This window comes from Micromonospora sp. NPDC023814 (genome assembly GCF_040639595.1).
In the GTDB taxonomy this organism is placed as follows: Bacteria; Actinomycetota; Actinomycetes; order Mycobacteriales; family Micromonosporaceae; genus Micromonospora.
Genome location: NZ_JBFAAF010000047.1, coordinates 1 through 25,562, shown reverse-complemented (window position 1 = coordinate 25,562; position 25,562 = coordinate 1). Strand labels below are relative to the sequence as shown.

Genomic DNA, 25,562 nt, shown 5'->3' with positions numbered 1-25,562 from the left:
GGTGCCCACGATCTTCAGCCGCCCAGCCGGGCGTCCCGCGCGGCGGCCATCTTGCTCGGCAGGCCCCAGAGCTGGACGAAACCCTTGGCCAGGGACTGGTCGAACGTGTCGCCGGTGTCGTAGGTGGCCATGCCGAAGTCGTAGAGGCTGGCCTCGGAGCGCCGGCCGGTGACGGTGGCCCGGCCGCCGTGCAGGACGAGCCGCACCTCGCCGCTGACGTGCCGCTGCGCGTCGTCGATGAACGCGTCCAGGCTGTTCTTCAGCGGGGAGAACCAGAGGCCGTCGTAGACCAGCTCGCCCCAGCGCTGGTCGACGCCGCGCTTGAACCGGGCCAGGTCCCGCTCCACGGTCACCGCCTCCAGCTCCTGGTGGGCGGTGATCAGCGCGATCGCGCCGGGCGCCTCGTACACCTCGCGGCTCTTGATACCGACGAGGCGGTCCTCGACCATGTCGAGCCGGCCGACGCCCTGGGCGCCGGCGCGCCGGTTGAGCTCCAGGATCGCCTGGTACGGGGTGACGGTCTCGCCGTCGATCGCCACCGGGACACCGGCGTCGAAGGTGATCACGACCTCGTCGGCGTCGCGCTCCTGCGCCGGGTCGGCGGTGTACGAGTACAGGTCCTCGATCGGGCTGTTCCAGATGTCCTCCAGGAAGCCCGTCTCGACGGCGCGCCCGAACAGGTTCTGGTCGATGGAGTACGGCGACTTCGCCGACACGTCGATCGGCAGCCCCTTCTCCTCGGCGAAGGCGATCGCCTTGTCCCGCGTCCAGGCGAAGTCCCGCGCCGGCGCGATGATCTTCAGGTCGGGCGCGAGCGCGCCCAGGCCGACCTCGAAGCGGACCTGGTCGTTGCCCTTGCCGGTGCAGCCGTGCGACACGATGGTGCCGCCGTGCTTGCGGGCCGCGGCCACCAGGTGCTTGACGATCAGCGGCCGGGACAGCGCGGAGACCAGCGGGTAGCGGTCCATGTAGAGCGCGTTGGCGCGGATGGCCGGCAGGCAGTACTCGGCGGCGAACTCGTCGCGCGCGTCGACCACCTCGGACTCGACCGCGCCGCAGTCCAGGGCGCGCTGCCGGATGGCGCCGAGGTCCTCGCCGCCCTGACCGACGTCGACCGCGACCGCGATCACCTCGGCGCCGGTCTGCTCGGCGAGGTACGGGATGGCGACGGAGGTGTCGAGCCCTCCGGAGTAGGCAAGAACGACCCGCTCGGTCATGGTGTGGTGCTCCCTTCAACGTTCTCTTCCCCGCGGGCCCAGCCGGCGAGCTTGTCGCCGAGCGCGGCCCCGCCGACGGCCTCGCGGGCCACGACGAGGATGGTGTCGTCGCCGGCGATGGTGCCGACGACCTCGGGCAGGCCCGCTCGGTCCAGCGCGCTGGCCAGGTAGTGGGCTGCGCCCGGCGGGGTGCGCAGCACGGCGATGTTGCCGCTGGAGTCGACCCCGTTGAGCAGCTCCCGCAGCAGCCGGACCAGCCGGGCCGGCGCCGCCTCGGCGTCGCGCAGCGGCCGGTGGCCGTCCTCGGGGATCAGGTAGACGGCCCGCCCGTCGCCGCCGCGTACGGTCACCGCGCCCAACTCCTTGAGGTCGCGGGACAGGGTGGCCTGGGTGACCTGTATGCCGTCGCCGGCGAGCAGGTCGGCCAGCTCGGTCTGCGAGTGGATCGCCTTGTCGCGGATCAGCTCGACGAGGCGGGCGTGGCGGGCGGCGCGGGTCAGCGGGGCGGTCATGGAGTCTCCCTGGTCGCGGCGGCGCCCGGCGCCGCCGCGTCCGGGGCGGCGGGCGCGGCCCCGAGGAGGAACGTCAGCAGCGCCTTCTGGGCGTGCAGCCGATTCTCCGCCTGGTCGAACACGGCGCTGTGCGGGCCGTCGAGCACCTCGTCGGTGATCTCCTCGCCCCGGTGCGCGGGCAGGCAGTGCAGCACGATCGCATCGGGTGCGGCGTGGCCCAGCAGCGCGGCGTTGACCTGGTACGGCAGGAACGGGGTGATCCGGTCCAGGCCGTCCGACTCCTGACCCATCGAGGTCCAGGTGTCCGTGGCGACCACGTCGGCCCCGGCCACCGCCGCGACGGGGTCGGTCAGCGCCTGCACGGAGCCGCCGGTGCCGGCGGCGATCTTCTCGGCCCGGGCGAGCACCTCCGGGTCGGGGCCGAAGCCGGCCGGCCCGGCGACGCGGACGTGCATCCCGGCGGTCGCCCCGGCCAGCAGGTACGAGTGGGACAGGTTGTTGGCGGCGTCGCCGACGTAGGCCAGCGTCCGGCCGGCGGTGCCGCCGCAGTGCTCGCGGACCGTGAGCAGGTCGGCCAGGAGCTGGCAGGGGTGGAACCCGTCGGTGAGCGCGTTGACGACCGGCACGGTCGCGGCGTCGGCGACCTCGGCGATCCGGTCGTCGCCGTGCGTGCGCAGCACGATCGCCGCGACGTAGCGGGAGAGGACCCGCCCGGCGTCGCCGAGGGTCTCGCCCCGCCCGAAGTGGGTGACCTGGGTGTCCACCACCAGGGGGTGCCCGCCGAGTTCGGCGATGCCGACGTCGAACGAGAACCGGGTGCGCAGGCTCTGCTTGTCGAACAGCACCGCCACGGACCGGGGGCCCGCCAGCGGCCGGTGGCCGAACCGGTCGGCCTTCATCCGCGCCGCGAGGTCGAGCACGGCCGACTGCTCGGCGGGGGTCAGGTCGTCGTCCCGCAGGAAGTGCCGGATCATGCGCTCGTCTCCGTCGTGGTCGCGGTGGTCGCGGCGGCCGGGCTCTCGCCGGCGGCGGCCGGGGTGGTGCCGGCGGCGGCCGGGGAGGCCGCGTCGAGGGCCGCGGGAAGGGCGGCCAGGAAGGCGTCGACCTGGGCGGCGGTCAGGATCAGCGGCGGGGCGAGCCGTACCACGCCGGGCTGCACCGGGTTGACCAGGAAGCCGGTCTCCCGCAGCGCCTCGGCGAGCACCTTCGCCACGGGTGCGGCGAGCACCACGCCGAGCAGCAGGCCCGCGCCGCGTACGCCGTCGACCAGCGGGTGGCCGAGCGCCTCGATGCCCCGACGCAGCCGCTCGCCGATCCGCTTGACGTGGTCGAGCAGCCCCTCGTGCGCGATGGTGCCCACCACCGCCAGGGCGGCGGCGCAGCTGACCGGGTTGCCGCCGAACGTGGTGCCGTGCATGCCGGGACCGAGCAGGTCGGCGGCCCGGCCGAAGGCCAGGCAGGCGCCGAGGGGCAGCCCGCCGCCGAGCCCCTTGGCCAGGGTCACCACGTCGGGCTCGACGCCCTCGGCCTGGTGGGCGAACCAGTGCCCGGTGCGGCCGATGCCGGTCTGCACCTCGTCGAGCACCAGCAGCGCGCCGTGCCGGGCGGTGATCCGCCGGGCGGCGGCCAGGTAGCCGGCCGGCGGGACCACGACGCCGTTCTCGCCCTGCACCGGCTCCAGGATCACCATGGCCGTGGCGTCGGTGACGGCCGCCTCCAGCGCGGCGACGTCGCCGTAGTCGACGTGGCTGACGTCGCCGGGCAGCGGGCGGAACGGGTCGGCCTTGGCCGGCTGGCCGGTCAGCGCCAGCGCGCCCATGGTCCGCCCGTGGAAGCCGCCCCGGGTGGCGACCACGTGGGTGCGACCGGTGAGCCGGGACAGCTTGAACGCCGCCTCGTTGGCCTCCGCGCCGGAGTTGGCGAAGAAGACCCGGCCGGACCGGCCGGCCAGGGCCAGCAACAGCTCGGCCAGGGCCACCGGCGGCTCGGCGACGTAGAGGTTGGAGACGTGCCCGAGGGTGGCGACCTGCTTCGACACGGCGGCCACCACGGCCGGGTGGGCGTGGCCGAGGGCGTTGACCGCGATCCCGCCGACCAGGTCGACGTACTCCCGGCCGGCCTCGTCGACCACGACGGCGCCGGAGCCGGAGACGAGGGCCAGCGGCGGCGTGCCGTAGTTGTCCATCATCGACTGCGACCAGCGCTCGACGAGCGTGCTCATGACGGGACCGAACCTTCCTTGTTCGCGACTGCGGGGCTCGCAAGCTCACTCCTCGCGCTCACGACCATGGTTCCGAACCCTTCCGAGGTGAAGACCTCCAGCAACGTGGAGTGGGCGACCCGGCCGTCGACCACGTGCGCGGCGGGCACGCCCTGCCGCACGGCCCGCAGGCAGGCCTCCATCTTTGGCACCATGCCGCTGGACAACGACGGCAGCAGCTTCGCCAGCTCGTCGGCGGTGATCTCGCTGATCGAGCTGCCGGTGTCCGGCCAGTCGGCGTAGAGGCCGGGCACGTCGGTGAGGACGACCAGCTTGCGGGCGTCGAGGGCGACGGCGAGCGCGGCGGCGGCGGTGTCGGCGTTCAGGTTGTGCAGCACGCCGTCGGCGTCCGGCGCGACGGTGGAGATCACCGGGATCCGCCCGGCCGCGATCAGGTCGGTGACCGCCGAGACGTCGACCGACTCGACGTCGCCGACCTGCCCGACGTCGACCGGCTCCCCGTCCACGTACGCGGGCCGCCGCACGGCGGTGAACAGGCCCGCGTCCTCGCCGGAGAGGCCGACCGCGAACGGGCCGTGCGCGTTGATCAGCCCGACCAGCTCCCGGCCCACCTGGCCGACGAGCACCATCCGGACCACGTCCATCGCCTCCGGGGTGGTGACCCGCAGGCCGCCCCGGAACTCGCTGGCGATGCCGAGCCGGCCGAGCATGGCGGAGATCTGCGGGCCGCCGCCGTGCACCACGACCGGCTTCAGGCCGGCGTAACGCAGGAAGACCATGTCGGCGGCGAAGGCCCGTTGCAGTTCGGGGTCGACCATGGCGTTGCCGCCGTACTTGACCACGACGGTCGAGCCGGAGAAGCGGGCCAGCCAGGGCAGGGCCTCGATCAGCGTGGCGGCCTTGGTCTGGGCGCGGGTGAGGTCGGTGGTGAGGCTCATGTCGAGTAGGCCGAGTTCTCGTGCACGTACGCGTGGGAAAGGTCGTTGGTCCAGATCGTGGCCTCGGCGTCGCCGGCGTGCAGGTCGATCCGGATGGTGACGTCCCGCCCGGTCAGGTCGACCTTCGACCGGTCCTCGGCGGCGGCGCCGGAGCGGCACACCCAGACGCCGTTGACCGCGACGTCGACCGCGTCCGGCTCGAAGGCGGCGGTGGTGGTGCCGACGGCGGCGAGGATCCGGCCCCAGTTCGGGTCATTGCCGAACAGCGCGGTCTTGACCAGGTTGTTGCGGGCCACCGACCGCCCCACCTCGACCGCGTCGTCCTCGCTCGCCGCGCCGACCACGTCGACGGCGATCTGCTTGGTGGCGCCCTCGGCGTCGGCGACGAGCTGCTGGGCCAGGTCGTGCGCGGCGGCGGTGACCGCGGCGGTCAGCTCGGCCGGCGTCGGCGCGATGCCGCTCGCGCCGCTGGCCAGCAGCAGCACCGTGTCGTTGGTCGACATGCAGCCGTCGGAGTCGATCCGGTCGAAGGTGACCCGGCACGCCTCGCGCAGCGCGGCGTCGAGGGCCTCCGGCCCGGCCACCGCGTCGGTGGTCAGCACGCAGAGCATGGTGGCCAGCGCCGGGGCGAGCATGCCGGCGCCCTTGGCCATGCCGCCGACGGTCCAGCCGCTGCCCCGCGCCACCGTGGTCTTGGGGCGGGTGTCCGTGGTCATGATGGCCTCGGCCGCCGCCGGGCCGCCGTCGCGGGACAGGCCGCGGATCGCGGCGCGTACGCCGGGGAGCAGCTTCTGCATCGGCAGCCGCTCGCCGATCAGGCCGGTCGAGCAGACCGCCACGTCGCCCGCCCCGAGCATCAGCCGGGGGCTGGCCGCGGTGAGCGCGGCGGCGGCGTGCTCGGCGGTGGCGTGGGTGTCCTGGAAGCCGGCCGGGCCGGTGCACGCGTTGGCCCCGCCCGAGTTGAGCACCACGGCGCGGACGACGCCGCCGCGGACCACCTGCTGGGTCCAGAGCACCGGCGCGGCCTTGACCCGGTTGGCGGTGAACACGGCGGCGACCCCGGCGTCCGGGCCGTCGTTGACGACCAGCGCGACGTCGCTCGCGCCGCTGGCCTTGAGCCCGGCGGCCACCCCGGACGCCCGGAACCCCCGCGGAGTCGTGACACTCATGGTGCGATCCCCCAGACGGACAGGCCCGTCGTCTCCGGCAGGCCGAACATGAGGTTGGCGTTCTGCACGGCCTGGCCGGCGGCGCCCTTGCCGAGGTTGTCCAGCGCGCTGAGCACGATGGTCCGGCGGGTGTCGACGTCGACGGTGGCCTGCAGGTGGCAGGAGTTGGAGCCGAGGGTGGCGGCGGTGTGCGGCCAGGTCCCCTCGGGCAGCACGTGCACGAAGGGCGCGTCCGCGTACGCCTCGGCGAGCACCGCCCGCGGGTCCACGCCCCGGGCCGGCACGGCGGTCACGGTGGCCAGGATGCCCCGGGGCATCGGCGCGAGCACCGGGGTGAGCGACAGGCCGGTCGCCCCGGTGGCCTGCTTGATCTCCGGGACGTGCTGGTGGGTGCCGACGCGGTAGGGCGACAGGTCCCCCATCACCTCGCTGCCGAGCAGGTGCGGCTTGGCCGCCTTGCCCGCGCCGGAGGTGCCGGAGGCCGCGACGACCACCACGTCGGCCGGAGCGGCGGCGCCGGCGGCGATCAGCGGGGCGAGCGCGAGGGTGATGGCGGCGGCGTAGCAGCCGGTGTTGGCGACCCGGGTGGCGCCGGCGATCAGCTCCCGCTGGCCGGGCAGCTCGGGCAGGCCGTAGGTCCACTGCCCGGCGTGCGGGCCGCCGTAGTAGTTGGCCCAGGCGTAGGGGTCGGCGAGCCGGTGGTCGGCGCCGAGGTCGACGACGCGGACCTCGGGCGGGAGCTGGGCCGCCAGGGCCGCCGACTGGCCGTGCGGCAGGGCCAGGAAGACCAGGTCCGCGTCGGCCAGCGCCGTCGCGTCCGTCTCGCCGAGGACCAGGTCCAGGCCGGCGAGCTGCGGGTGTACGACGTCGAGCCGGTGCCCGGCCTGGCTGTGCGCGGTGGCGGCGACCAGGTCGAACTCCGGGTGCCCGGCGACCAGGCGGATCAGCTCGCCCCCGGCGTAGCCGCTCGCCCCCGCTACCGCGACTCGGATACTCATACTCACCTCCGCATGACTATGCAGCGAAGGTTAGCAGCGATGATCGGCCACTGCAAGTTCATACAGACTTCTGTATGTGCATGATGACCGCCGCATGTGGGCGCGGGAGGCCGGGACGGAGCCGGACACGGAAACGGCCCCCGCCCGGCGAAACCGGACGGGGGCCGTCGACGTCCAGGCGTCAGGCGCCGCGCAGGGTGGCGCCGCAGCGTTCCGCGGCCCGGGCGACCGCCGCGTCCCGCGCGGCCACCGCCTCCTCCACGGTCAGCGTCCGGTCGGGGGCCCGGAAGGTGAGCTTGTACGCCAACGACTTCCGGCCCGCCCCGAGCTGCTCGGAGGCGTACACGTCGAACAGGCGCACCCCCTCCAGCAGCTCGCCGGCACCCTCGACCAGGGCACGCTGCACCTGCGCCGCCGGGACCGACTCGTCGACCACCAGCGCCACGTCGATCAGCGCCGGCGGGAAGCCCGAGACGACCGGCCCGGACGCCACCGGGGCGGCCGGCAGCGCGTCCAGGTCCAGCTCCAGGGCGCTGGTCCGCCGGGGCAGCTCCAGCGCCGCCACGACCGCCGGGTGCAGCTCGCCGGCGTGCCCGACCACCGTGCCGTCGACCAGCAGCTCCGCGCAGCGGCCGGGGTGCCACGGCGCGTACTCGGCAGCCCGGACCTCGACCCGGTCCCCCGGGATGTCGGCGGCGGCGAGCACGTCCCGGCCGGCCTCCACGGCGTCCGCCCAGCCGGCCGCCCGGCCCGCGCCCCACCAGCCGGCCGGCTCGATGTCGCCGGTCAGCACGACGGCGACGTGCCGGGGCTGGTCGGGCACCACGGCGTCGGCGGCGGCGAACTCCTCGTCGCTGGGTCGCCGGTCCACGCCCATCGCCGGCGGGCGGCCGGCGCCGGGACGCGGGTGGAAGACCGCGCCGATCTCGTACAGGGCGAGGTCGCGCTGGCCCCGGCCGAGGTTGCGCTTCACGATGCCGAGCAGCGGGCCGAGCAGCGTCGTGCGCAGCAGCGGCTCCTCCTCCGACAGCGGGTTGGCCAGCCGTACCGCCTGCCGGCGCGGGTCGCCCTCGGGCAGGCCGAGCTGGTCGGCCAGTTCCGGGGCGACGAACGGGTGCGCCAGCACCTCCACGTACCCGCGCTCGGCGAGCGACCGGGCCACGGCCCGGCGGCGGCGCTGCTGCCAGGTCAGGCCGCGGCCGGGCGGCGCCGTCGGCAGCACCGACGGCACCCGGTCGTACCCGTCGAGGCGGACCACCTCCTCGACCAGGTCCGCCGGGTCGGTCAGGTCGGGCCGCCAGGTCGGCGGAGTGACGGTGAGCGCCGCGCCGTCGCCGGCGGCGACGCCGACCTCGCCCGGGTCCTCGCCGAGCCGGTCGGCGCCGTGGGCGACGGTGCAGCCGACCTGCTCCAGCAGGGCCACCACCCGCGCCGGCGGGTAGGTCACGCCGATCCGCCGGGCCGGCAGGTCGGCCGGCAGGACCACCGGGGTACGCGGCCGGACGTGGTCGATGTCGAGGATCTCGTCCCCGGCCGTGCCGCCGGCGTGCTCGGTGAGCAGCCGGACCGCCCGCGCGATGGCGACCAGCGGCAGGGCCGGGTCGACGCCCCGCTCCCACCGCTTCGCCGCCTCGCTGAACAGCCGGTGCCGGCGGGCGGTGCGCCCCACCATCACCGGGTCCCAGTGGGCGGCCTCGAAGAGCACGTTCGTGGTCCCCGCGACGACCTCGCTGGTCTCGCCGCCCATCACGGCGGCGAGCGAGATCGGGCCGGTGTCGTCGCAGATCACCATGTCCTCAGGCGCGAGCGCGCGGGTCACCCCGTCCAGCGTGGTGAGCTTCTCCCCCGCCTCGGCGCGGCGGACCACCAGCGGCCCGGCGATCCGGTCGGCGTCGAAGGCGTGCATCGGCTGGCCCAGTTCCAGCATCACGTAGTTGGTGATGTCGACCGGCAGCGAGATGCTGCGGATGCCGGCGACGGTGAGCCGCCGCTGCATCCAGCCGGGGGTGGCCGCCGTCGGGTCGACGCCGCGCACGAGGCGGGCGGCGAACCGGTCGCAACCGACCGTGTCCCGCACCTCGACCGGGTACGCCGGGGCCTCCGTGCCGCCGGGAGCGGGCGCCAGGCCCGGGTCGCGGAACGGCACGCCGAGGGTGTGCGACAGCTCGCGGGCCAGGCCGCGCAGGCTCATCGCGTACCCCCGGTCGGGGGTGATCTCCAGCTCGACCACGACGTCGTCGAGCCCGACGACCGGCCGCGCGTCGTCGCCCGGCTTGGCCGGGGTGTCCTCGGGCAGCACGATGATGCCCGAGTGGTCGTCGCCGAGGCCCAGCTCCTTGGCGGAGCAGATCATGCCGTTGGAGTTGCGCCCGTAGGTCTTGCGCGCGCCGATGGCGAAGCCGCCGGGCAGCACGCCGCCGGGCAGGATGACCACGACCCGGTCGCCCGGGGCGAAGTTGCGCGCCCCGCAGACGATCTCCTGCGGCTCGCCGGTGCCGTTGGCGTCGCCGACGTCGACCCGGCAGAACCGGATCGGCTTCTTGAAGCCGGTCAGCTCCTCGATCTCCCGGACCTCACCGACCACCAGCTGACCGGTGACGGTCTGCCGCAGGTCCACGACGGACTCGACCTCGATGCCGAGGTCGACCAGGGCCTGCTCCAGGTCGCCGGCGGGCAGGTCGGCGGGGAGGTCGACGTACTCCCGCAGCCAACTGACAGAAACTCGCATGACTCAGACCACCGTCTCCGTAACTCGTACCCGCATCGCCTACGCCCCGGCCCCGAACGCGCGGGTGAACCGCACGTCGCCCTCGGCCATGTCCCGCATGTCGCTGACCCCGTGCCGGAACATCACGGTCCGGTCGATGCCCATGCCGAACGCGAATCCCGAGTAGACCTCGGGGTCGATGCCGCAGGCGCGCAGCACCCGCGGGTTGACCATGCCGCAGCCGCCCCACTCGACCCAGCGCGGGCCGTCGCGGTGCTCCGGGAACCAGACGTCGAACTCCGCCGACGGCTCCGTAAACGGGAAGTAGTGCGGCCGGAAGCGGGTCTTCGCGCTCTCGCCGAACATCGCCCGGGCGAAGTGGTCCAGGGTGCCGCGCAGGTGCGCCATGGTGATGCCCTTGTCCACCACCAGGCCCTCCACCTGGTGGAAGACCGGGGCGTGGGTGGCGTCCAGCTCGTCGGTGCGGTAGACCCGCCCCGGCACGATCACGTAGATCGGCGGCCGTCGGGTCAGCATGGTGCGCGCCTGCACCGGCGAGGTGTGGGTGCGCAGGACGAGGCCGGAACCCGCCGGCTCGCCGGCCGTCCCGGCGGAGCCGTCGGCGGGTGCGATGTGGAAGGTGTCCATCAGGCCGCGGGCCGGGTGGTCGGCCGGGATGTTGAGCGCGTCGAAGTTGGTCCACTCCAGCTCGACCTCGGGCCCCTCGGCCACCTCGTAGCCCATCCCGACGAACAGGTCGCTGATCTGCTCCATCAGGGTGCTGATCGGGTGCCGGGCACCCCGGGGCCGCCGGTCGTGGGGCAGCGTCACGTCGACGCGCTCCTCCACCAGCACCCGTTCCGCCTGCTCCCGCTCCAGGACCTCCTGGCGGGCGGCGTAGGCGGCCTCGACGGCGCGGCGGGCCTCGTTGACCCGCTTGCCGGCGTCGGACTTCGCGGCCGGCGGCAGCGCGCCGATCTCCCGGCGGGCCAGCGACACCGGGGACCGGTCGCCGAGGTGCGCCGGGCGCAGCGCGGTCAGCGCGTCCGGGTCACCGGCCTCGGCGAACGCCTTCTCGGCGGCGGCGACGGCCTCGGCCAGGGCGGCCGGGTCGAGCAGGGCGACCTGCTTCGGGTCGTACGGATCGTTGCGGTAGCTCATGGCGTACGGGCACTCCCTCACGGCGGCGCCAGCCCTCACGGGGGCGGCGAAGCGAGTCTACGGACGCGCGGCTGTGCCGCAGCCCGCCGGTGGGAGTTGCGCGGAAAGCAGGTCAGGCCCGCCGCCCGCCGACACCGGCGGGCTGGCTAAACGAACGCCGTGGCGCGTTCATGGGCGGACGCTCTCCTCTGTTGGGTGCCTCGCGGGACCGGTGCGCGGTCACCGCTGTGCTCTCGCTGAAGCGTACAGGCAGACGGCGGCGGCCGCAGCCAGGTTCAGGCTCTCGGCGCGCCCGTGCAGCGGCACCCGGACGCGGGCGTCGGCGGCGGCGGTGAGCGCCTCCGGCAGACCGTGCGCCTCCGAGCCGAACAGCCAGGCGGTGGGGGCGGCGAGCCGGCCGGCGTCGGCGAGGTCGTCGAGGTCGTCCTCGCCGTAGCCGGTGGTGGCGAGCACGGTGAGGCCGGCGGCGCGCAGCGCGGCGACCACGTCGAGCGGGTCGGGCGCGCGGACCACGTCGACGTGGAAGAGGCTGCCGGCCGAGGCCCGGACGCACTTGCCGTTGTACGGGTCGACGGCGTCGCCGGCGAAGACGACCGCGCCGGCCCCGGCGGCGTCGGCGGTGCGCAGCACGGTGCCGGCGTTGCCCGGGTCGCGGATCTCGGCGAGCACCGCGACGAGGCGGGGCCCGCCGGCCAGGGCCCGCTCCAGGGACACGTCGAGGTGCCGGCAGACGGCGACCAGGCCCTGCGGGGCGACGGTCTCGGCGAGGGCGGCGAGGGCCTCGTCGGTCACCTCGGAGACCGGCACGTCGGCGCGGGCGGCGCCGGCGGCCAGGTCGGCGTGCCGGTCCAGGGCGGCGGGCGTACCGAAGAGTTCGGTGACCACCCCCGGGCGGGCCAGGGCCTCGCGGACCGCCTGCGGCCCCTCGGCGAGGAACCGGCCGGTGGCCTCGCGGTCCCGGCGGCGCTGGAGCCGGCGGGCGGCGACCACCCTGGGGGTACGCGGGGTGAAGGGGCCGGAGACAGCGTCGAGGCGTCTCCCGCGCGATGGTGACTGCATGGGAGACGCCTCGATCTGCTGATGCGGGTGGATCAGGCGGCCTGGGCCGCCGCGCCGCCGGTGCCCTCGGCCGTGACCGCGGCCCGGGCCAGCTCGACGATCGCCGCGAACGCGGCGGCGTCGTTGACGGCCAGGTCGGCCAGGATCTTGCGGTCGACCTCGATGCCGGCCAGGCGCAGGCCCTGGATCAGGCGGTTGTAGGTCATCCCGTTGGCGCGGGCGCCCGCGTTGATCCGCTGGATCCACAGCTGCCGGAAGTCGCCCTTGCGGTCGCGACGGTCCCGGTAGGCGTACTGCATCGAGTGCAGCACCTGCTCCTTGGCCTTGCGGTAGAGGCGGGAGCGCTGACCGCGGTAGCCGCTCGCGGTCTCCAGCAGGGTACGGCGCTTCTTCTGGGCGTTCACAGCCCGCTTGACGCGTGCCATCTCAACTCCTTCTTACGTCAGGTGGCGCGCGTCAGCGGCCGAGCAGCTTCTTGATGCGCTTGACATCGGCCTTGGCCAGCACGACGGTGCCGGTCAGCCGACGGGTCTGGGTGGAGGGCTTCTTCTCCAGGTTGTGCCGGAGGCCGGCCTGCTGGGCAACGATCTTGCCCTTGCCGGTCACCTTGACCCGCTTGCCCATCCCCGTGTGGCTCTTCATCTTCGGCATGTGGAACGTCTCTCCCCTGTTACTCGCCGCTGGTTTCGGCGACTGTGCCGGTGTCACCGGCCGCTGCGGTCTCGCCGGCCGGGGCGGCGCCCTCGGCTTCCCGCTCCCGCGGCCCGCCCCGGGCGGCCGTCGCGGCGACCGCGGCGGCCTTCGTGGCGCGGTGCGGCGCAAGCACCATGATCATGTTTCGGCCGTCCTGCTTCGGCGCGGCCTCGACGTACCCCAGCTCCGAGATCTCCGACTCGAGCCGGCGCAGGAGCCGGTAACCCAGCTCCGGGCGGCTCTGCTCGCGACCGCGGAACATGATCGTCACCTTGACCTTGTCGCCGGCCTTGAGGAACCGCACCACGTGACCCTTCTTGGTCTCGTAGTCGTGCGGGTCGATCTTCGGCCGGAGCTTCATCTCCTTGATGACGGTCTGCTGCTGGTTACGCCGCGCTTCGCGCGCCTTCAGTGCGCTCTCGTACTTGAACTTGCCGAAGTCCATGAGCTTGCACACCGGAGGGCGCGCCATCGGCGCAACCTCGACCAGGTCCAGGTCTACGTCCGCGGCCAGCTGAAGGGCGCGCTCCAGCGGGACGATGCCCACCTGCTCACCCTCGGGGCCGACCAGTCGGACCTCACGTGCCCGGATCTGCTCGTTCACGCGTGGTTCGACGCTGATGGGGCCTCCTCGAGTCAAAGTCTCCTGCGTGGCCGACCCCGCGGCTCCCGGGTGGGAGCCGACTCGGAAAGCAGAAGGCCCCGGCGCATGCCAGGGCCCGCTCGACCGGTCGGCACGATCACATGATCGCGCATCCGGCGCCGGGACGTGCCCGGAACCGGTGACCGGACCCGGCCACCGTGGCGGCGACTCGGGTGGGAGCAGGCGCTCCTCTTTCATGGCTGTCTGGTCACGGGCGACTTGCTCGCACGCGGAGACAGCCTGGTCGACTCGACAACACTACACCCTCGCCCGAGCGCCCCCAAACCGGGCACCCCGGGCGGCCGGGCCGGGCCAGCGGCTCAGCGGCCGGTCGCGCCCTCGGCGAGACGGGCCTGGTGCGCCTGGTGCAGCCGGCGCAGCGCGCGGACCCCCTCGACGGCCAGCTCCTTGTCGGCGGCCTGCAGGGCGACCATGGGCAGCAGGTCGTCGTCGTGCAGCTCCAGGCTCGCCCAGGGCGCGCCCCGGTCGAAGCGGACCCCGCGGACGACCTCCCACGGCAGCTCGTACGAGCCGAGGACGTTGCGCACGCGCACACCGCGCCCGTCCGCCTCCACCCGGGGCCGGGTGAAGAGCAGGAAGCCGAGGGCGCCGAACACGCCGAGACCGACCATCGCGATCTGGTCGCCCCGCTGGAAGCTGCCGTAGCCGTTGCCGGTCGCACCGGTCAGCGAGGTGGCCACCAGACTGAACACCACGAGGAGCACGGCCGCCGAGGTCCAGCAGACCACCCGGATGCGGCGCGGGCGGAGGCGGATCGTCTCGGTTTCACTCACCCCACCAGTCTGCCACCCGCACCGGGCCGCTCGTCCGCCGCCACACGGGCGGACGGCACCGCGGCGCGGGTACGCCGGGCGGAGCCCCGACCGGCGATCAGCGCGGCCAGCAGGGTCAGCAGCGCGCCGGCGAGCACCGGCAGCCGGACGCCCGGCCCGCCCGGCACCAGCGCGTCCAACAGCAGGGCGCCGCCCAGTTGCCCGGCGACCAACGCCAGGCCGGTACGCAGCACCCCGATCGCGGGCACCCCGACCACCAGGCTCGCCACGATGACCACGCCGAGCAGGCCGCCGGTGTAGAGGTACCAGGCGTCCGGCCAGGTCGGGGCCGGGTCGGCCAGGGCGCCGGCCAGCGCCGCGACGAGCAGCACCACCGGCGTGGCGGTGGCGAAGTTGACCGCGACCCCGGCGGCGGCCGAGCCGGCGGCGGAGACCCGCGCGTTCAGCGCGGACTGGAGCGCGACGGCCACCCCGCCGGCCACGGCCAGCAGCACCAGCCCGAGGGCGAGGTCGCCGACGGGCCGGCCGAGCTGGGCCAGTGCCACGGCGGCCACGCCCAGCAGGGCGCCGGCCACCCGCGCGGGGGTGAGCGCCAGCCGCCCGACCGGCGCCAGCCCCGCCCGGTCCACGGCCAGCCCGCCGAGGCTGCCGCCGGCCACCTGCGCGATGGTGAAGACCGCCACCCCGAGCACCGGGACGACGTACGCGCCGAGCAGCACGATGGCCGCCCCGCCGAGCCCGCCCAGGTACGCCCACCAGGGCAGCCGGGCCCGGCGCAACGCGACCAGGCCGGCGCGTGCCGAGGGCAGGGCCAGCACCCCGACGCCGATCAGCAACGTCCCGCCGAGGTTGTTGACCACCGCGCCCAGGGTGGCGTTGCCGGCCCGCTCGCCCAGCTCGGCGTTGGCCACGCCCTGCGCCGCCGAGGCGAACCCGGCGAGGGTGACCACCACCATGGCCGCCCACGGCGGCAGGACGCGCGGCACCGGCCGGGCCGGGATGCCCGCCGCCGCGGGCGAGCCGCTCACAGCCGGCAGGCGTGGATGTTGGTGACGAGGATCGCGCGGGCACCGAGCTCGTAGAGCTCGTCCATGATCCGGTGCACGTCGTCGCTGAGCACCATCGCCTGCACCGCCACCCAGCCCTCGCGGTGCAGCGGGGAGACGGTCGGCGACTCGATGCCCGGGGTCAGCGAGCTGGCCCGGTCCAGCAGGCCGGCCGGCACGTCGTACGCGAGCATCACGTAGCGGCGGGCCACCAGGACGCCGTGCAGGCGGCGCAGCAGCTGCTCCGACTGCGGGTGCGCCGGCGCGCCGGTACGGCGGACGAGCACCGCGGAGGAGCGCAGCAGCGGTTCGCCGAAGACCACCAGGCCGGCCTGGCGCAGCGTGGTGCCGGTCTCCACCACGTCGGCGACCACGTCGGCGACGCCGAGCCGGATGGCGTTCTCCACGGCCCCGTCCAGGCGGATCACGTCGGCCTTCACGCCCAGCTCGGCCAGGTGCCGCTCGACCAGCCCCGGGTACGCGGTGGCGATCCGGTGCCCGCCCAGCTCCCGTACGTCGTCGACGTCCTCGGGGCGGGCGGCGAAGCGGAAGGTGGCCCGGCCGAAGTCGAGGTCCACCACCTCCTCGGCCGGCGCGCCGGAGTCGATCAGCAGGTCGCGGCCGGTGATCCCGACGTCGAGGTCCCCGGAGCCGACGTAGGTGGCGATGTCCTTGGGCCGCAGGTAGAAGAACTCGATGTCGTTGGGCTCGTCCCGGCAGACGAGGTCCTTGGGGTCGGTGCGCTGGCGGTAGCCCGCCTCGCGCAGCATCTGGGCGGCCTTCTCGGCCAGGGCGCCCTTGTTGGGTACGGCGACACGCAGCATGACGGAGTGCTCCTTCGATCGGATCTGATCAACGGCGGGGCGCACTCACAAATGTCGGTAGACGTCCTTCAGGTCGAGGCCGCTGGCGAGCATCAGCACCTGGACCTGGTAGAGCAGCTGGGAGATCTCCTCGGCGGTCCGCTCCGGCCCCTCGTGCTCGGCGGCCATCCACGACTCGGCCGCCTCCTCGACGACCTTCTTGCCGATGAAGTGCACGCCCTTCTCGAGCGCGGCGACCGTGCCCGAGCCAGGGGTGCCGGCGGCGGCCTTGGCCTGCAGCTCGGCGAACAACTCCTCGAACGTCTTCACGCCGCGATTCTTCCAGCCACCCGCCGAGGTCGCGTGCTCCGGGTCCGGCCGCGTCGTCTTCCCCACCGCACCCTCCCGAGGGGTGGGACGGCCCACGTCGGTCGATCGACCCGGCCGCCCCACCGCCGGCCCCGGCGCTCAGCCGCCGAAGCCGACCCGGTGGCCGCTGGTGGCGATGCCCCGGATGGCGAGGGCGGCGTCGAGCGCGGCGACCGTGGCCGCCCAGCCCTTGTCCTCCGCCGAGCCGGGCAGCCCCGCCCGGTCCCGGGCCTGCTCGATCGTGTCCACGGTGAGGACGCCGTGCGCCACCGGCCTGCCCTCGTCCAGCGCGACCCGGGTCAGCCCGTCGGTCACCGAGCGGCAGACGTAGTCGAAGTGGGCGGTGGCGCCCCGGACCACCACGCCGAGCGCGACCACCACGTCGCAGCGGCGCGCGAGGGCCTGGGCCACCACGGGCAGCTCGACCGAGCCGGCCACCCGGGCGGTCACCGCGCGGGCCCCGCACGCCTCGGCGGCGGCGACCGCCCGGTCGAGCATGTGGTCGGTCAGCTCGCCGTGCCACCGCGCGGCCACCACGCCGACCGTCATCCCGGCGGCGTCCACCGCCGTCACGCCCGGCTCCCCGAAACCCGCCATGTCTACGCTCCGATCTCGTCGCCGGGGACGGGCCGGCCCATCGGGGCCTCGGTGACCTCGTCCAGCTCGTCCATCAGGTGCCCCATCCGGTCCCGCTTGGTGCGCAGGTAGCGCACGTTCTCCGGGTGCGGCCGCACCGGCAGCCCCTCGCGGCCGGTGACGGTCAGCCCGTAGCCCTCCAGGCCGGCCCGCTTGGCCGGGTTGTTGGTGAGCAGCCGCATCGAGCGCACCCCGATGTCGTAGAGGACCTGCGCGCCGGTGCCGTAGTCCCGGGCGTCGGCCGGCAGACCCAGGTCGAGGTTGGCGTCCACGGTGTCCCGGCCCTGGTCCTGGAGCTGGTACGCCTGGAGCTTGTGCAGCAGGCCGATGCCGCGCCCCTCGTGGCCGCGCACGTAGAGCACCACGCCGCGCCCCTCCCCGGCGACCCGGTCCAGGGCCGCGTCGAGCTGGGGGCCGCAGTCGCAGCGCACCGAGCCGAAGACGTCGCCGGTGAGGCACTCGGAGTGCACCCGCACCAGCACGTCCCGCCCGTCGCCGATCTCGCCCATGACCAGGGCGACGTGCTCGGCCGAGTCGTGCTCACTGCGGTAGCCCAGCGCCCGGAACACCCCGTGCCGGGTCGGCATCCGGGCCTCGGCGACCAGCTCGACCTGCTTCTCGGTGCGCCGCCGGTACGCGACCAGGTCGGCGATGGTGACCAGGGTCAGCGCGTGCTCCGCGCAGAACTTCTCCAGGTCCGGCAGCCGCATCATGGTGCCGTCGTCGTTGACCAGTTCGCAGAGCACGCCGGCGGGGCGCAGCCCGGCCAGCCGGGTCAGGTCGACGGCGGCCTCGGTGTGCCCGGGCCGGCGCAGTACGCCGCCCTCCCGGGCGCGCAGCGGCACCACGTGCCCGGGGCGGGCCAGGTCGGTCGGGCCGGTGCCGGGGTCGGCGAGCAGCCGGATGGTGTGCGACCGGTCGGCGGCGGAGATGCCGGTGCTGACCCCCTCCCGGGCGTCCACCGTCACCGTGTAGGCGGTGCCCCGCCGGTCCTGGTTGGTGTGGTGCATCGGCGGAAGGTCCAGCCGGTCGCACTCGCTCTCGGTCAGCGGCACGCAGATGTAGCCGGACGTCCACCGCACCATGAACGCGAGCAGCTCCGGCGTCGCCAACTCGGCGGCGAAGATCAGGTCGCCCTCGTTCTCCCGGTCGGCGTCGTCGACCACGACGACGGGCCGGCCGGCGGCGATGTCCGCCACCGCCTGCTCGATACTCCCAAAGGTGGTCATGCCGGCACTCCGCTCTGCTCCGCGCCGCCATGACGCATCACACTGAGCCTGATGATTCGCTCGCTCCGCTCGCTCATGCCACGGCCTCCGAGTAGGTCTGCGGGATCGGGGCGGGCGCCGGGCGGGCGACCCGCGAGGTGCGCCACCAGGCGACGACGCCCCAGGCACAGAAGGCGCCGTAGACGAGGTACATGGCCGCCGAGGGGTAGAACCCGCCGCGCAGCAGCAGCGGCACGCCGACGGCGTCGACGGCGATCCAGACCAGCCAGAAGTCCACCCAGCCGCGGGCCATGCCGTAGGTGGCCAGCAGGCTGCCGGTGAGGATCCAGGCGTCGGGCAGCGGACCCCAGGAGCCCAGCGCGGCGAGCACCGGGTAGAACGCGGCGGTGCCGAGGACGGCGGCGGCCAGCAGGCCCAGCCGCTCCCGGCCGGTGGCCCAGCGGGGCGCCACGGCGGCCTGGTCGTCGTCCCCGTGGCGGCGGTTGCGCGACCAGCGCCACCAGCCGTAGAGGCTGACCGCGAAGAAGAAGACCTGCCGGCCGGCCTGCCCGTAGAGGTCGTGCGCCTGCGGCGTGGCGAAGACCCCGCCCAGGAACACGGTGAACAGCAGCGCGTTGCCGATCATGCCGACGGGCCAGGCCCAGACCACCCGGCGCAGACCGAACAGGGCCGAGGCCAGCCCGAAGCCGTTGCCGACGATCTCCCGGACCAGCACCGGCGAGCCCCCGATGCTCAGCTGCGCGTCGAGCAGCCACCCGAGCGGGCCCATCAGGCCGCCCCTCCCGTCGCAGCGGCGTCCGGCAGGCCGGCGACCGGGGCGTCCGTGCCCGGGAGCCCGCCGGGCGGGCCGGCCTCGGGGCGGCCGGGGTCGGCCAGCCGGGCGCCGAGCAGCCGCTCGACGTACTTGGCGAGGACGTCCACCTCGAGGTTGACCGGGTCGCCGACGCCCCGCGCGCCGAGGGTGGTCAGCTTCAGCGTGGTCGGGATCAGCCCGACGGCGAACCAGTCCGGGCCGACGTCGGCCACGGTCAGCGAGACGCCGTCGACGGTGATCGAGCCCTTCTCCACCACGTACCGGGCCAGGGCGGCGGGCAGGCGGAACCGGACGGTCTCCCACTGCGCGGCCGGCTCCCGGGCGAGCACCTCGCCGACGCCGTCGACGTGGCCCTGCACCAGGTGCCCGCCGAGGCGGCTGCCGAGCGCGGCGGCCCGCTCCAGGTTGACCGGGTCGCCGGCCCGCAGCGCGCCCAGCGCGGAGCGGCGCAGCGTCTCCCCCATCACGTCCGCCGTGAAGACCCCGTCGGCGGCGTCCACCACGGTCAGGCAGACGCCGTTGACCGCGATCGAGTCGCCGTGCCGGGCGTCGGAGGTGACCAGCGGGCCGCGGACCGCGACCAGCGCCGAGTCACCCGCCGTCGGAGTGATCCGGACGACCTCACCCAACTCCTCGACGATGCCGGTGAACATGTCAGCCCTCCCTCTTCCGGGGCAGCGCGGTGATCCGCAGGTCCGGTCCGACCTGCGTGACGTCGACGTACTCCAGGTCGATGGCCTCGGCGATGGTGGTCACACCGGCGTCCACCAGGGCGGTCGGGCCGGCGCCGAGCAGCCGGGGCGCGACGTAGCCGACGATCTTGTCGACCAGGCCGGCGGCGAGGAAGGCGCCGGCCAGCGTGGGACCCCCCTCCAGCAGCGCCGCCCGGACCCCGCGCCCGTGCAGCGCGGCGAGCAGCGCCGGCAGGTCGACCCGACCGTCGGGCCCGACGCCGACCTCCGCGGCGGTGGCGACCCACGTCCGGGCCGCGCCGTCGCGGACCCGGGCGTCGACCGGCGTACGCCCCGCCGAGTCCACCACCACGCGCAGCGGCTGCCGGATGCTGAGGGTGCCGTCGCGCAGGTTGCGGGCGGTGAGCCGGGGATCGTCGGTGAGCACCGTGCCCACCCCGGCGATCACCGCGTCGACGGTGCCGCGCAGCGCGTGCACGTCCATCCGGGCCGCCTCGGAGGTGATCCACATGCTGGTGCCGTCGGCCGCCGCCGACCGGCCGTCCAGCGTGGCGGCGAACTTCCAGATCACGTACGGCCAGCCGCGGCGCATCGAGGTGAGCCAGGCGATGTTGCCGGCCTCGGCCTCCGCCTCGCGTACCCCCAGGTCCACCTGGACCCCGGCGGCGCGCAGCGTGGCGGCCCCGCCGGAGGCGACCGGATTGGGGTCGGGCACGGCGATGACCACCCGGGCGACGCCGGCCTGGACCAGCGCGGTGCTGCAGGGACCGGTGCGGCCGGTGTGGTCGCAGGGTTCGAGGGTGACCACGGCGGTGCCGCCGCGGGCGCGCTCCCCCGCCTGGGCGAGCGCGACGATCTCGGCGTGCGGCCCGCCGGCGTAGGCGTGGAACCCCTCGCCGACGACCTGGCCGTCGACGTCCAGCAGCACGCAGCCGACCACGGGGTTGGGGCTGGTCGTGCCGAGACCGCGCGCGGCGAGTTCGACCGCGCGACGCATCGCCTCGTCGACGGAGACGCCCCCCATTGCCCTGCCCTCTCACTCGCCGGTCGGCGCGCGGGCGGGTCACGGGAGGCAACGGCACGGGCCGCGGGCGTGCGGCGGCGGAGGTCCGGGTACGGCGGAGCCGACCCGGGGGGCGCGCACGGCACGCTGAGGTCAGCGGCCGGACAGGGCCCGTCCGTCCCGCGCGCTGTCTCCCATCCGGACTGTCTGGGCGCGGTTTCCCGCCCCCAACCGTCGGCCCCGGATTCTCACCAGGTCCACCGGGCGGCACGAGGCCGACCGGGTCGCGGGCTTACCACGGTCACGCCGTGGATCACCGCCGGTTCGGAATTACACCGAGTCCCGCCAGCGCGTGGTGGGTACACCGGCAGTCTTACACGCCCGACGGGGGGTGGCGCCACCGAGGCGAGCTACTTCACAGCGGGAATACGCGGTCACGTCACCCCGCGTCGCCGGTCCACGGCCACGTACGAGCCGGGCTGGCTCTTGGCCACCGTCTTCATCTCGGAGGCGACCGCGATCGCCTCGAGGGGGTCGGTGAACCGCTTGTTGGCGTCGGAGATGGAGACGCCGATGGAGAGGGTGACCAGGGCGGCGCGTCGGATGTTGCCCCGCCGGTCCTTCAGCTCCACGTAGCCGCGGGCGGCGTCGGCGGGGTCGTAGAGCGAGTCGGCGGCCTTCTCGAAGTCGGCGGACACCCGCGAGGTGAGCGGACGCACCTGCTCCGGCGTGCAGACGATGACGAAGTCGTCGCCGCCGACGTGGCCGAGGAAGGCCGGCGGCAGCCCCACCGAGACCACCGCCCGGTGCAGGCTGCGCGCCAGGGCCGAGATGAAGTCGTCGCCGCGCACGAAGCCGTACCGGTCGTTGACGCTCTTGAACCGGTCGATGTCGATGTAGCCGACGGCGTAGTCGACGCCGCTGCGGACCCGGTCGGAGATCTCTCGGCGGATCCGGCTGTTGCCGGGCAGCCCGGTCAGCGGGGAGACCTCGCGGAACTCCTTGTTGCGCCGCAGCGTCGAGCTGACCCGGGCCACCAGCTCCGCCGTGTCGAAGGGCTTGACCAGGTAGTCGTCGGCGCCGGCGCTGAGCCCGTGCACCTTGTCCACCGTCATGCCCTTGGCGGTCAGCATGATCACCGGCAGCGCCGAGGTCATCGGGTCGGCCCGCAGCCGCCGGGTCAGCTCCAGCCCGTCGATGCGCGGCATCATCAGGTCGACCACGGCCAGGTCGGGACGCTGGCGCTCGATCACCTCGAGCGCCTCCTGCCCGTCGCCGGCGTGGATCACCTCGAAGCCGTGCAGCCGCAGGTTGAACTCGACGAAGCGCGCGATGTCCTCGTCGTCGTCGACGACGAGGATGATGTCCTTGCGGTCGCCGCCGGGCTCCACCTCAGGCCCCGGGGGCGGCGCGTTCCGCGAGTGCGCGCAGCTTCCGGACGGCCTCGGCGGGATCGTCGGCGCCGTAGACGGCGGTGCCGGCGACGAAGGCGTCCGCACCGGCCTCGGCCGCCTGCGCGATGGTGTCGGCGGCGATCCCCCCGTCGACCTCGATGCGCAGTTCGAGGTGGCCGCTGTCGACGTGCCGGCGGGCGGCGCGAACCTTGTCCAGCAGTTGCGGGATGAAGCGCTGCCCGCCGAAGCCCGCCTTGATCGTCATGATCAGCAGCGTGTCGAAGCTCGGCAGCAGCTCCAGGTACGGCTCGATCGGCGTGTCCCGGTCGATCGCCAGCCCGGCCTTCGCGCCGGCCGAGCGGAGGTCCTTGGCCAGCGCCACCGGGTCGTCGCACGCCTCGGCGTGGAATGTGACGTTGTACGCCCCGGCGTCGGCGTAGCCGGGGGCCCACCGGCGCGGGTCCTCGATCATCAGGTGCACGTCGAAGGGCAGCTCGGTGGCGGCCCGCAGGCTCTGCACCACGGGCAGCCCGATGGTCAGGTTGGGCACGAAGTGGTTGTCCATGACGTCCACGTGCAACCAGTCCGCGGCGTTCTCGACGGCACGGACCTCTTCGGCGAGGCGGGCGAAATCGGCGGCGAGGATGCTGGGCGCGACGATCGGCGGCGGTACGGTCACGGGGCCAGTGTACGAACGCGGTGACCGGCCGCCCGCAGCGCGCCACCACCGGGACACCCGGTGACCCGGCGGTGACCGGTCGTGCGGAACTGGCGGACTCGATTTCTGTCCCCGTCCCAGCGGGAGCGGAAGGACGGCGGCCACGGGGTGCGGTGTCTCCTGTGGAGCGACGACCGGAAGCTGACCCGCTCGATGCGGGGCGCCGGCCCGCAGGGACTCCCCCGCGATCCGGGCTCGGTGCCGTATGCTGCCGCACCGTGACGTGTCCGGCCGCCTCGCGCCGGCCGGACCACGATCGGCGGGAGGTCGGGGCGATGCGACGGTGGTGGACGGCGGCCGCGGCCGGCGCGGTGGCGGCCCTGGCGCTGGCCGGCTGCGGCGCCCCGGCCGGCACCGACCGGGACCTGACCGACGACTGGCCGGCGCCCGCCGCGCCGCAGGCGTTCGTCCCCGCCACCGGGGCCTGCCACCGCGAGATTCAGGACGTCGGCTACCTCACCGCCTACAACCCGGTCGACTGCGCCGAGTCGCACCGCGCGGAGACCGTGCACGTCGGCACGTTCACCGGGGCGGCGGCCGAGCGCACCACGCCTCCGCCGGCCGGCTCGGCCGGCATGCGCGCCGCCCGGACCGAGTGCGACACGAAGGTCAACGAGGTGGTCGGCGGGGACTGGCGCTCCGGCCGGCTCGGGCTGAGCGTGGTGCTGCCGTCGCCGCAGGCGTGGGGCGGCGGCGCCCGCTGGTTCCGCTGCGACCTGAGCGAGCAGGCCAGCCTCGACGAGGCGAGCGCGAAGTTCCGGACGGGAAGCCTGAAGGGCGCCCTGGCCGGCGCCGCCCCGCTCGCCCACCGCTGCTTCAACCCCAAGCTGAGCGACGACGAGGTGCGGGAGATGGTGGAGGTGGCCTGCACCAGCAGGCACCACGCCGAGTTCGTCGGCGTCTGGCGGGCCCCGGACACCAGCTACGACGCCTTCACCCGGGACAGCCAGAAGGTGCACCGGGCCTGCCGCGCGCTGATCGCGACGTACGTCAAGGTGCCGAACAACGGCGACCTGAAGTACCGGGCGGGCTCGATCTTCTACCACCCCCTCGAGCAGGAGTGGCGCAACGGCAACCGGGGCGTGCAGTGCTTCCTCTGGGTCAGCGACCGCAACCTGACCCGCTCGGTGAAGGGCGCCGGCACGAAGGGCCTGCCGGTCACCTGAGCGCCCGGACCGGCACCGGACCGACCCGGCACGGGGCGGCCACCCGAGGGTGACCGCCCCGTCGGGCGTCCGTTGTCAGGTGCGGCGCAGCACCGCGAGGAACATCGCGTCGGTGCCGTGCCGGTGCGGCCACAGCTGCACCGTCGGCCCGTCGCCGAGGCCGGGCATCCCCGCCGGCAGCAGCGGCCGGGCGTCGACGAAGTCGACCGGCACTCCCGAACGGCGGGCCGCCTCGGTCACCGTCACGTGCGTCTCCACGGTGTGCGGGGAGCACGTCACGTAGGCGACCACGCCACCCGGACGGACGGCCCGCAGCGCCGCGGCGAGCAACTCCCGCTGCAACCGGGTCAGCGGCGGCAGGTCCGACGGCTCGCGCCGCCAGCGGGACTCCGGCCGGCGGCGCAGCGACCCCAGCCCGGTGCACGGAGCGTCGACCAGCACCCGGTCGAAGTGCGCCTCCGGCAGTTTCGGGTCGGCGCCGACCGTGCGGCCGTCGGTGTGCAGCACGGTCACCGGCAGGCCCCGGGTGGCCTGGGCGACCAGCCGCGCCCGGTGCTCGGAGACCTCGACGGCGGTCAGCCGCGCGTCCCGCTGCGCGGCGAGGGCGCCGAGCAGGCCGGACTTGCCGCCTGGGCCGGCGCACAGGTCGAGCCAGCGCCCGTCCGGGCCGTCCAGCGGGGCCACCGCCAGGGCGTTGGCCACCAGTTGGGAGCCCTCGTCCTGCACGTGGGCCCGCCCCTCGGCCAGCGCCGGCAGGTCGCCGGGCGCCCCGCCCGAGAGATAGACGGCGTACGGGGAGAAGGCCCCCGGGGCCGCGCCGACCTCGTCGGCCAGCGCGACCGGGTCGGCCAGCCCGGGCCGGGCGCACAGGTGCACCGGCGGGCGCTCGTTGTCCTCGATGAGCAGCCGGGCGGTCTCGCCGAGGTCGCCGCCGAGGGCCTCGGCGAAGGCCCGCACGATCCACTGCGGATGGCTGTACGCCAGCGCGAGGTGCCCGATCGGGTCGGTCTCCATCGGCGGGGCGAGCTTGGCCACCCAGGCGTCCGCGTCCCGGCCGGCGACCTCGCGCAGCACCGCGTTGGCGAAGCCCGTCGCGCCGGGGCCGACCGCGCGGACCAGGTCGACGGTCGAGGAGACCGCGGCGTGCGCCGGCACCCGGGTGTGCAGGAGTTGGTACGCCCCGAGCCGCAGCGCGTCGCGTACCGGCGGGTCGATGCGCTGCACGTCCCGCCCGGCCGCGTCGGTGAGGATCGCGTCGAGGGTGCCGAGGTGGCGCAGCGTGCCGTAGGTCAGCTCGGTGGCGAAGGCCGCGTCCCGGCCGGTCAGCCCGGTGTCACGCAGCAGCGACGGGAGCACCAGGTTGGCGTACGCGTCGTCCCGGTGCACCGCCGCGACGGCCTCGTACGCGACCTGCCGCGGCAGGTCCACCGCCGGGCGGGCCGGGCGACGGCCGCCGTCGCGCCGGTCGCCGCCGGGGCGGGCACCCGTCCCGGACGAGCCGCCGGAGTTCCCCACGTGCTACGCCGTGCCCGGTCCGGACGGGCTGCACCGGGCCCAGCGCTTCGCCGCGTACGCCGTGG

Annotated in this window: 25 protein-coding genes and 1 pseudogene; 1 reads left to right on the top strand and 25 read right to left on the bottom strand. The window is 74.8% G+C overall.

All coding sequences use genetic code 11. From position 1 onward, the window contains the following. Positions 1 to 14 precede the first annotated feature (14 nt). The 24 genes from AB0G14_RS23285 to rpe all read right to left on the bottom strand — a co-directional run bounded on the left by AB0G14_RS23285 (position 15) and on the right by rpe (position 22,777). Positions 15 to 1,217: an argininosuccinate synthase gene (locus tag AB0G14_RS23285; RefSeq protein ID WP_357700638.1), complete on the bottom strand. Its 1,203-nt coding sequence runs from the start codon at positions 1,215 to 1,217 to the stop codon at positions 15 to 17. Continuing rightward, positions 1,214 to 1,729: an arginine repressor gene (locus AB0G14_RS23280; RefSeq protein ID WP_357700636.1), complete on the bottom strand. Its 516-nt coding sequence runs from the start codon at positions 1,727 to 1,729 to the stop codon at positions 1,214 to 1,216. The genes AB0G14_RS23285 and AB0G14_RS23280 overlap by 4 nt, the downstream gene beginning before the upstream one ends. After that, the gene (gene argF / locus AB0G14_RS23275) at positions 1,726 to 2,703 is read right to left on the bottom strand and encodes an ornithine carbamoyltransferase (RefSeq protein WP_357700634.1); all 978 of its coding nucleotides are present in this window, start codon (positions 2,701 to 2,703) and stop codon (positions 1,726 to 1,728) included. The genes AB0G14_RS23280 and argF overlap by 4 nt, the downstream gene beginning before the upstream one ends. Continuing rightward, positions 2,700 to 3,950 (bottom strand): acetylornithine transaminase, encoded by a 1,251-nt coding sequence (locus AB0G14_RS23270; RefSeq protein ID WP_357700632.1) that lies wholly within the window; start codon positions 3,948 to 3,950, stop codon positions 2,700 to 2,702. Before AB0G14_RS23270 ends, argF begins: the two co-directional genes overlap by 4 nt. After that, on the bottom strand, positions 3,947 to 4,888 hold the full coding sequence (gene argB / locus AB0G14_RS23265) for an acetylglutamate kinase (protein ID WP_357700630.1): 942 nt from the start codon (positions 4,886 to 4,888) through the stop codon (positions 3,947 to 3,949). Before argB ends, AB0G14_RS23270 begins: the two co-directional genes overlap by 4 nt. Further along, entirely contained in the window at positions 4,885 to 6,057 is a 1,173-nt protein-coding gene (gene argJ, locus AB0G14_RS23260; protein WP_357700628.1) for a bifunctional glutamate N-acetyltransferase/amino-acid acetyltransferase ArgJ, read from the bottom strand. The genes argB and argJ overlap by 4 nt, the downstream gene beginning before the upstream one ends. Continuing rightward, complete coding sequence (argC, locus tag AB0G14_RS23255; RefSeq protein ID WP_357700626.1) at positions 6,054 to 7,055, bottom strand: N-acetyl-gamma-glutamyl-phosphate reductase; 1,002 nt, start codon at positions 7,053 to 7,055, stop codon at positions 6,054 to 6,056. The genes argJ and argC overlap by 4 nt, the downstream gene beginning before the upstream one ends. A gap of 181 nt (positions 7,056 to 7,236) precedes the next feature. Next, positions 7,237 to 9,783, bottom strand: coding sequence for a phenylalanine--tRNA ligase subunit beta (pheT, locus tag AB0G14_RS23250; RefSeq protein WP_357700624.1), 2,547 nt, complete (start codon positions 9,781 to 9,783; stop codon positions 7,237 to 7,239). Between the two features lie 39 nt (positions 9,784 to 9,822). Then, complete coding sequence (gene pheS, locus AB0G14_RS23245) at positions 9,823 to 10,923, bottom strand: phenylalanine--tRNA ligase subunit alpha (protein ID WP_357700622.1); 1,101 nt, start codon at positions 10,921 to 10,923, stop codon at positions 9,823 to 9,825. Positions 10,924 to 11,142: 219 nt separating this feature from the next. Beyond that, positions 11,143 to 11,982, bottom strand: coding sequence for an RNA methyltransferase (locus AB0G14_RS23240; protein ID WP_357700620.1), 840 nt, complete (start codon positions 11,980 to 11,982; stop codon positions 11,143 to 11,145). Positions 11,983 to 12,014: 32 nt separating this feature from the next. Then, the gene (gene rplT / locus AB0G14_RS23235) at positions 12,015 to 12,407 is read right to left on the bottom strand and encodes a 50S ribosomal protein L20 (protein ID WP_184184750.1); all 393 of its coding nucleotides are present in this window, start codon (positions 12,405 to 12,407) and stop codon (positions 12,015 to 12,017) included. A gap of 31 nt (positions 12,408 to 12,438) precedes the next feature. Then, positions 12,439 to 12,633: a 50S ribosomal protein L35 gene (gene rpmI / locus AB0G14_RS23230; protein WP_007458415.1), complete on the bottom strand. Its 195-nt coding sequence runs from the start codon at positions 12,631 to 12,633 to the stop codon at positions 12,439 to 12,441. A gap of 19 nt (positions 12,634 to 12,652) precedes the next feature. Then, positions 12,653 to 13,279, bottom strand: a complete 627-nt coding sequence (infC, locus tag AB0G14_RS23225) for a translation initiation factor IF-3 (protein WP_357457708.1) — start codon at positions 13,277 to 13,279, stop codon at positions 12,653 to 12,655. 359 nt (positions 13,280 to 13,638) lie between these two features. Beyond that, positions 13,639 to 14,112, bottom strand: coding sequence for a PH domain-containing protein (locus tag AB0G14_RS23220; RefSeq protein ID WP_357700617.1), 474 nt, complete (start codon positions 14,110 to 14,112; stop codon positions 13,639 to 13,641). Then, positions 14,109 to 15,140, bottom strand: coding sequence for a DMT family transporter (locus tag AB0G14_RS23215; protein WP_357700615.1), 1,032 nt, complete (start codon positions 15,138 to 15,140; stop codon positions 14,109 to 14,111). The genes AB0G14_RS23220 and AB0G14_RS23215 overlap by 4 nt, the downstream gene beginning before the upstream one ends. Then, positions 15,137 to 15,982 carry an ATP phosphoribosyltransferase gene (gene hisG / locus AB0G14_RS23210; protein ID WP_357700613.1) on the bottom strand — a complete coding sequence of 282 codons (846 nt, stop codon included), beginning with the start codon at positions 15,980 to 15,982 and terminating at the stop codon, positions 15,137 to 15,139. The genes AB0G14_RS23215 and hisG overlap by 4 nt, the downstream gene beginning before the upstream one ends. 45 nt (positions 15,983 to 16,027) lie before the next feature. Next, positions 16,028 to 16,291, bottom strand: a complete 264-nt coding sequence (locus AB0G14_RS23205) for a phosphoribosyl-ATP diphosphatase (RefSeq protein WP_088947482.1) — start codon at positions 16,289 to 16,291, stop codon at positions 16,028 to 16,030. Positions 16,292 to 16,429: 138 nt separating this feature from the next. Next, positions 16,430 to 16,927 carry a 6,7-dimethyl-8-ribityllumazine synthase gene (gene ribH / locus AB0G14_RS23200; protein WP_357700611.1) on the bottom strand — a complete coding sequence of 166 codons (498 nt, stop codon included), beginning with the start codon at positions 16,925 to 16,927 and terminating at the stop codon, positions 16,430 to 16,432. A gap of 2 nt (positions 16,928 to 16,929) precedes the next feature. Beyond that, positions 16,930 to 18,195 carry a bifunctional 3,4-dihydroxy-2-butanone-4-phosphate synthase/GTP cyclohydrolase II gene (locus AB0G14_RS23195; protein ID WP_357700609.1) on the bottom strand — a complete coding sequence of 422 codons (1,266 nt, stop codon included), beginning with the start codon at positions 18,193 to 18,195 and terminating at the stop codon, positions 16,930 to 16,932. A 73-nt stretch (positions 18,196 to 18,268) separates the two neighbouring features. Next, entirely contained in the window at positions 18,269 to 18,964 is a 696-nt protein-coding gene (pnuC, locus tag AB0G14_RS23190) for a nicotinamide riboside transporter PnuC (RefSeq protein WP_357700607.1), read from the bottom strand. Beyond that, on the bottom strand, positions 18,964 to 19,662 hold the full coding sequence (locus AB0G14_RS23185; protein ID WP_357700605.1) for a riboflavin synthase: 699 nt from the start codon (positions 19,660 to 19,662) through the stop codon (positions 18,964 to 18,966). Before AB0G14_RS23185 ends, pnuC begins: the two co-directional genes overlap by 1 nt. A gap of 1 nt (position 19,663) precedes the next feature. Continuing rightward, complete coding sequence (ribD, locus tag AB0G14_RS23180) at positions 19,664 to 20,725, bottom strand: bifunctional diaminohydroxyphosphoribosylaminopyrimidine deaminase/5-amino-6-(5-phosphoribosylamino)uracil reductase RibD (RefSeq protein ID WP_357700603.1); 1,062 nt, start codon at positions 20,723 to 20,725, stop codon at positions 19,664 to 19,666. A gap of 413 nt (positions 20,726 to 21,138) precedes the next feature. Beyond that, positions 21,139 to 22,095: a response regulator gene (locus tag AB0G14_RS23175; RefSeq protein WP_357700601.1), complete on the bottom strand. Its 957-nt coding sequence runs from the start codon at positions 22,093 to 22,095 to the stop codon at positions 21,139 to 21,141. 1 nt (position 22,096) lies between these two features. Beyond that, positions 22,097 to 22,777, bottom strand: coding sequence for a ribulose-phosphate 3-epimerase (gene rpe, locus AB0G14_RS23170; protein ID WP_350708927.1), 681 nt, complete (start codon positions 22,775 to 22,777; stop codon positions 22,097 to 22,099). Positions 22,778 to 23,091: 314 nt separating this feature from the next. Here rpe and AB0G14_RS23165 point away from each other — a divergent pair, with 314 nt between their 5' ends. Next, positions 23,092 to 23,982, top strand: a complete 891-nt coding sequence (locus tag AB0G14_RS23165; RefSeq protein ID WP_357700598.1) for a septum formation family protein — start codon at positions 23,092 to 23,094, stop codon at positions 23,980 to 23,982. Between the two features lie 75 nt (positions 23,983 to 24,057). Here AB0G14_RS23165 and AB0G14_RS23160 read toward each other — a convergent pair. After that, positions 24,058 to 25,434 (bottom strand): annotated as a pseudogene (locus AB0G14_RS23160) (transcription antitermination factor NusB); the annotation flags it as partial. Between the last annotated feature and the right edge of the window lie 128 nt (positions 25,435 to 25,562).

What these genes read in the sequence shown, in the direction of transcription:
- AB0G14_RS23285 (WP_357700638.1), bottom strand. Translation starts at nt 1,217, where the DNA reads ATGACCGAGCGGGTCGTTCTTGCCTACTCCGGAGGGCTCGACACCTCC.
- AB0G14_RS23280 (WP_357700636.1), bottom strand. Translation starts at nt 1,729, where the DNA reads ATGACCGCCCCGCTGACCCGCGCCGCCCGCCACGCCCGCCTCGTCGAG.
- argF (WP_357700634.1), bottom strand. Translation starts at nt 2,703, where the DNA reads ATGATCCGGCACTTCCTGCGGGACGACGACCTGACCCCCGCCGAGCAG.
- AB0G14_RS23270 (WP_357700632.1), bottom strand. Translation starts at nt 3,950, where the DNA reads ATGAGCACGCTCGTCGAGCGCTGGTCGCAGTCGATGATGGACAACTAC.
- argB (WP_357700630.1), bottom strand. Translation starts at nt 4,888, where the DNA reads ATGAGCCTCACCACCGACCTCACCCGCGCCCAGACCAAGGCCGCCACG.
- argJ (WP_357700628.1), bottom strand. Translation starts at nt 6,057, where the DNA reads ATGAGTGTCACGACTCCGCGGGGGTTCCGGGCGTCCGGGGTGGCCGCC.
- argC (WP_357700626.1), bottom strand. Translation starts at nt 7,055, where the DNA reads ATGAGTATCCGAGTCGCGGTAGCGGGGGCGAGCGGCTACGCCGGGGGC.
- pheT (WP_357700624.1), bottom strand. Translation starts at nt 9,783, where the DNA reads ATGCGAGTTTCTGTCAGTTGGCTGCGGGAGTACGTCGACCTCCCCGCC.
- pheS (WP_357700622.1), bottom strand. Translation starts at nt 10,923, where the DNA reads ATGAGCTACCGCAACGATCCGTACGACCCGAAGCAGGTCGCCCTGCTC.
- AB0G14_RS23240 (WP_357700620.1), bottom strand. Translation starts at nt 11,982, where the DNA reads ATGCAGTCACCATCGCGCGGGAGACGCCTCGACGCTGTCTCCGGCCCC.
- rplT (WP_184184750.1), bottom strand. Translation starts at nt 12,407, where the DNA reads ATGGCACGCGTCAAGCGGGCTGTGAACGCCCAGAAGAAGCGCCGTACC.
- rpmI (WP_007458415.1), bottom strand. Translation starts at nt 12,633, where the DNA reads ATGCCGAAGATGAAGAGCCACACGGGGATGGGCAAGCGGGTCAAGGTG.
- hisG (WP_357700613.1), bottom strand. Translation starts at nt 15,982, where the DNA reads ATGCTGCGTGTCGCCGTACCCAACAAGGGCGCCCTGGCCGAGAAGGCC.
- ribH (WP_357700611.1), bottom strand. Translation starts at nt 16,927, where the DNA reads ATGGCGGGTTTCGGGGAGCCGGGCGTGACGGCGGTGGACGCCGCCGGG.
- AB0G14_RS23195 (WP_357700609.1), bottom strand. Translation starts at nt 18,195, where the DNA reads ATGACCACCTTTGGGAGTATCGAGCAGGCGGTGGCGGACATCGCCGCC.
- pnuC (WP_357700607.1), bottom strand. Translation starts at nt 18,964, where the DNA reads ATGGGCCCGCTCGGGTGGCTGCTCGACGCGCAGCTGAGCATCGGGGGC.
- AB0G14_RS23185 (WP_357700605.1), bottom strand. Translation starts at nt 19,662, where the DNA reads ATGTTCACCGGCATCGTCGAGGAGTTGGGTGAGGTCGTCCGGATCACT.
- ribD (WP_357700603.1), bottom strand. Translation starts at nt 20,725, where the DNA reads ATGGGGGGCGTCTCCGTCGACGAGGCGATGCGTCGCGCGGTCGAACTC.
- AB0G14_RS23165 (WP_357700598.1), top strand. Translation starts at nt 23,092, where the DNA reads ATGCGACGGTGGTGGACGGCGGCCGCGGCCGGCGCGGTGGCGGCCCTG.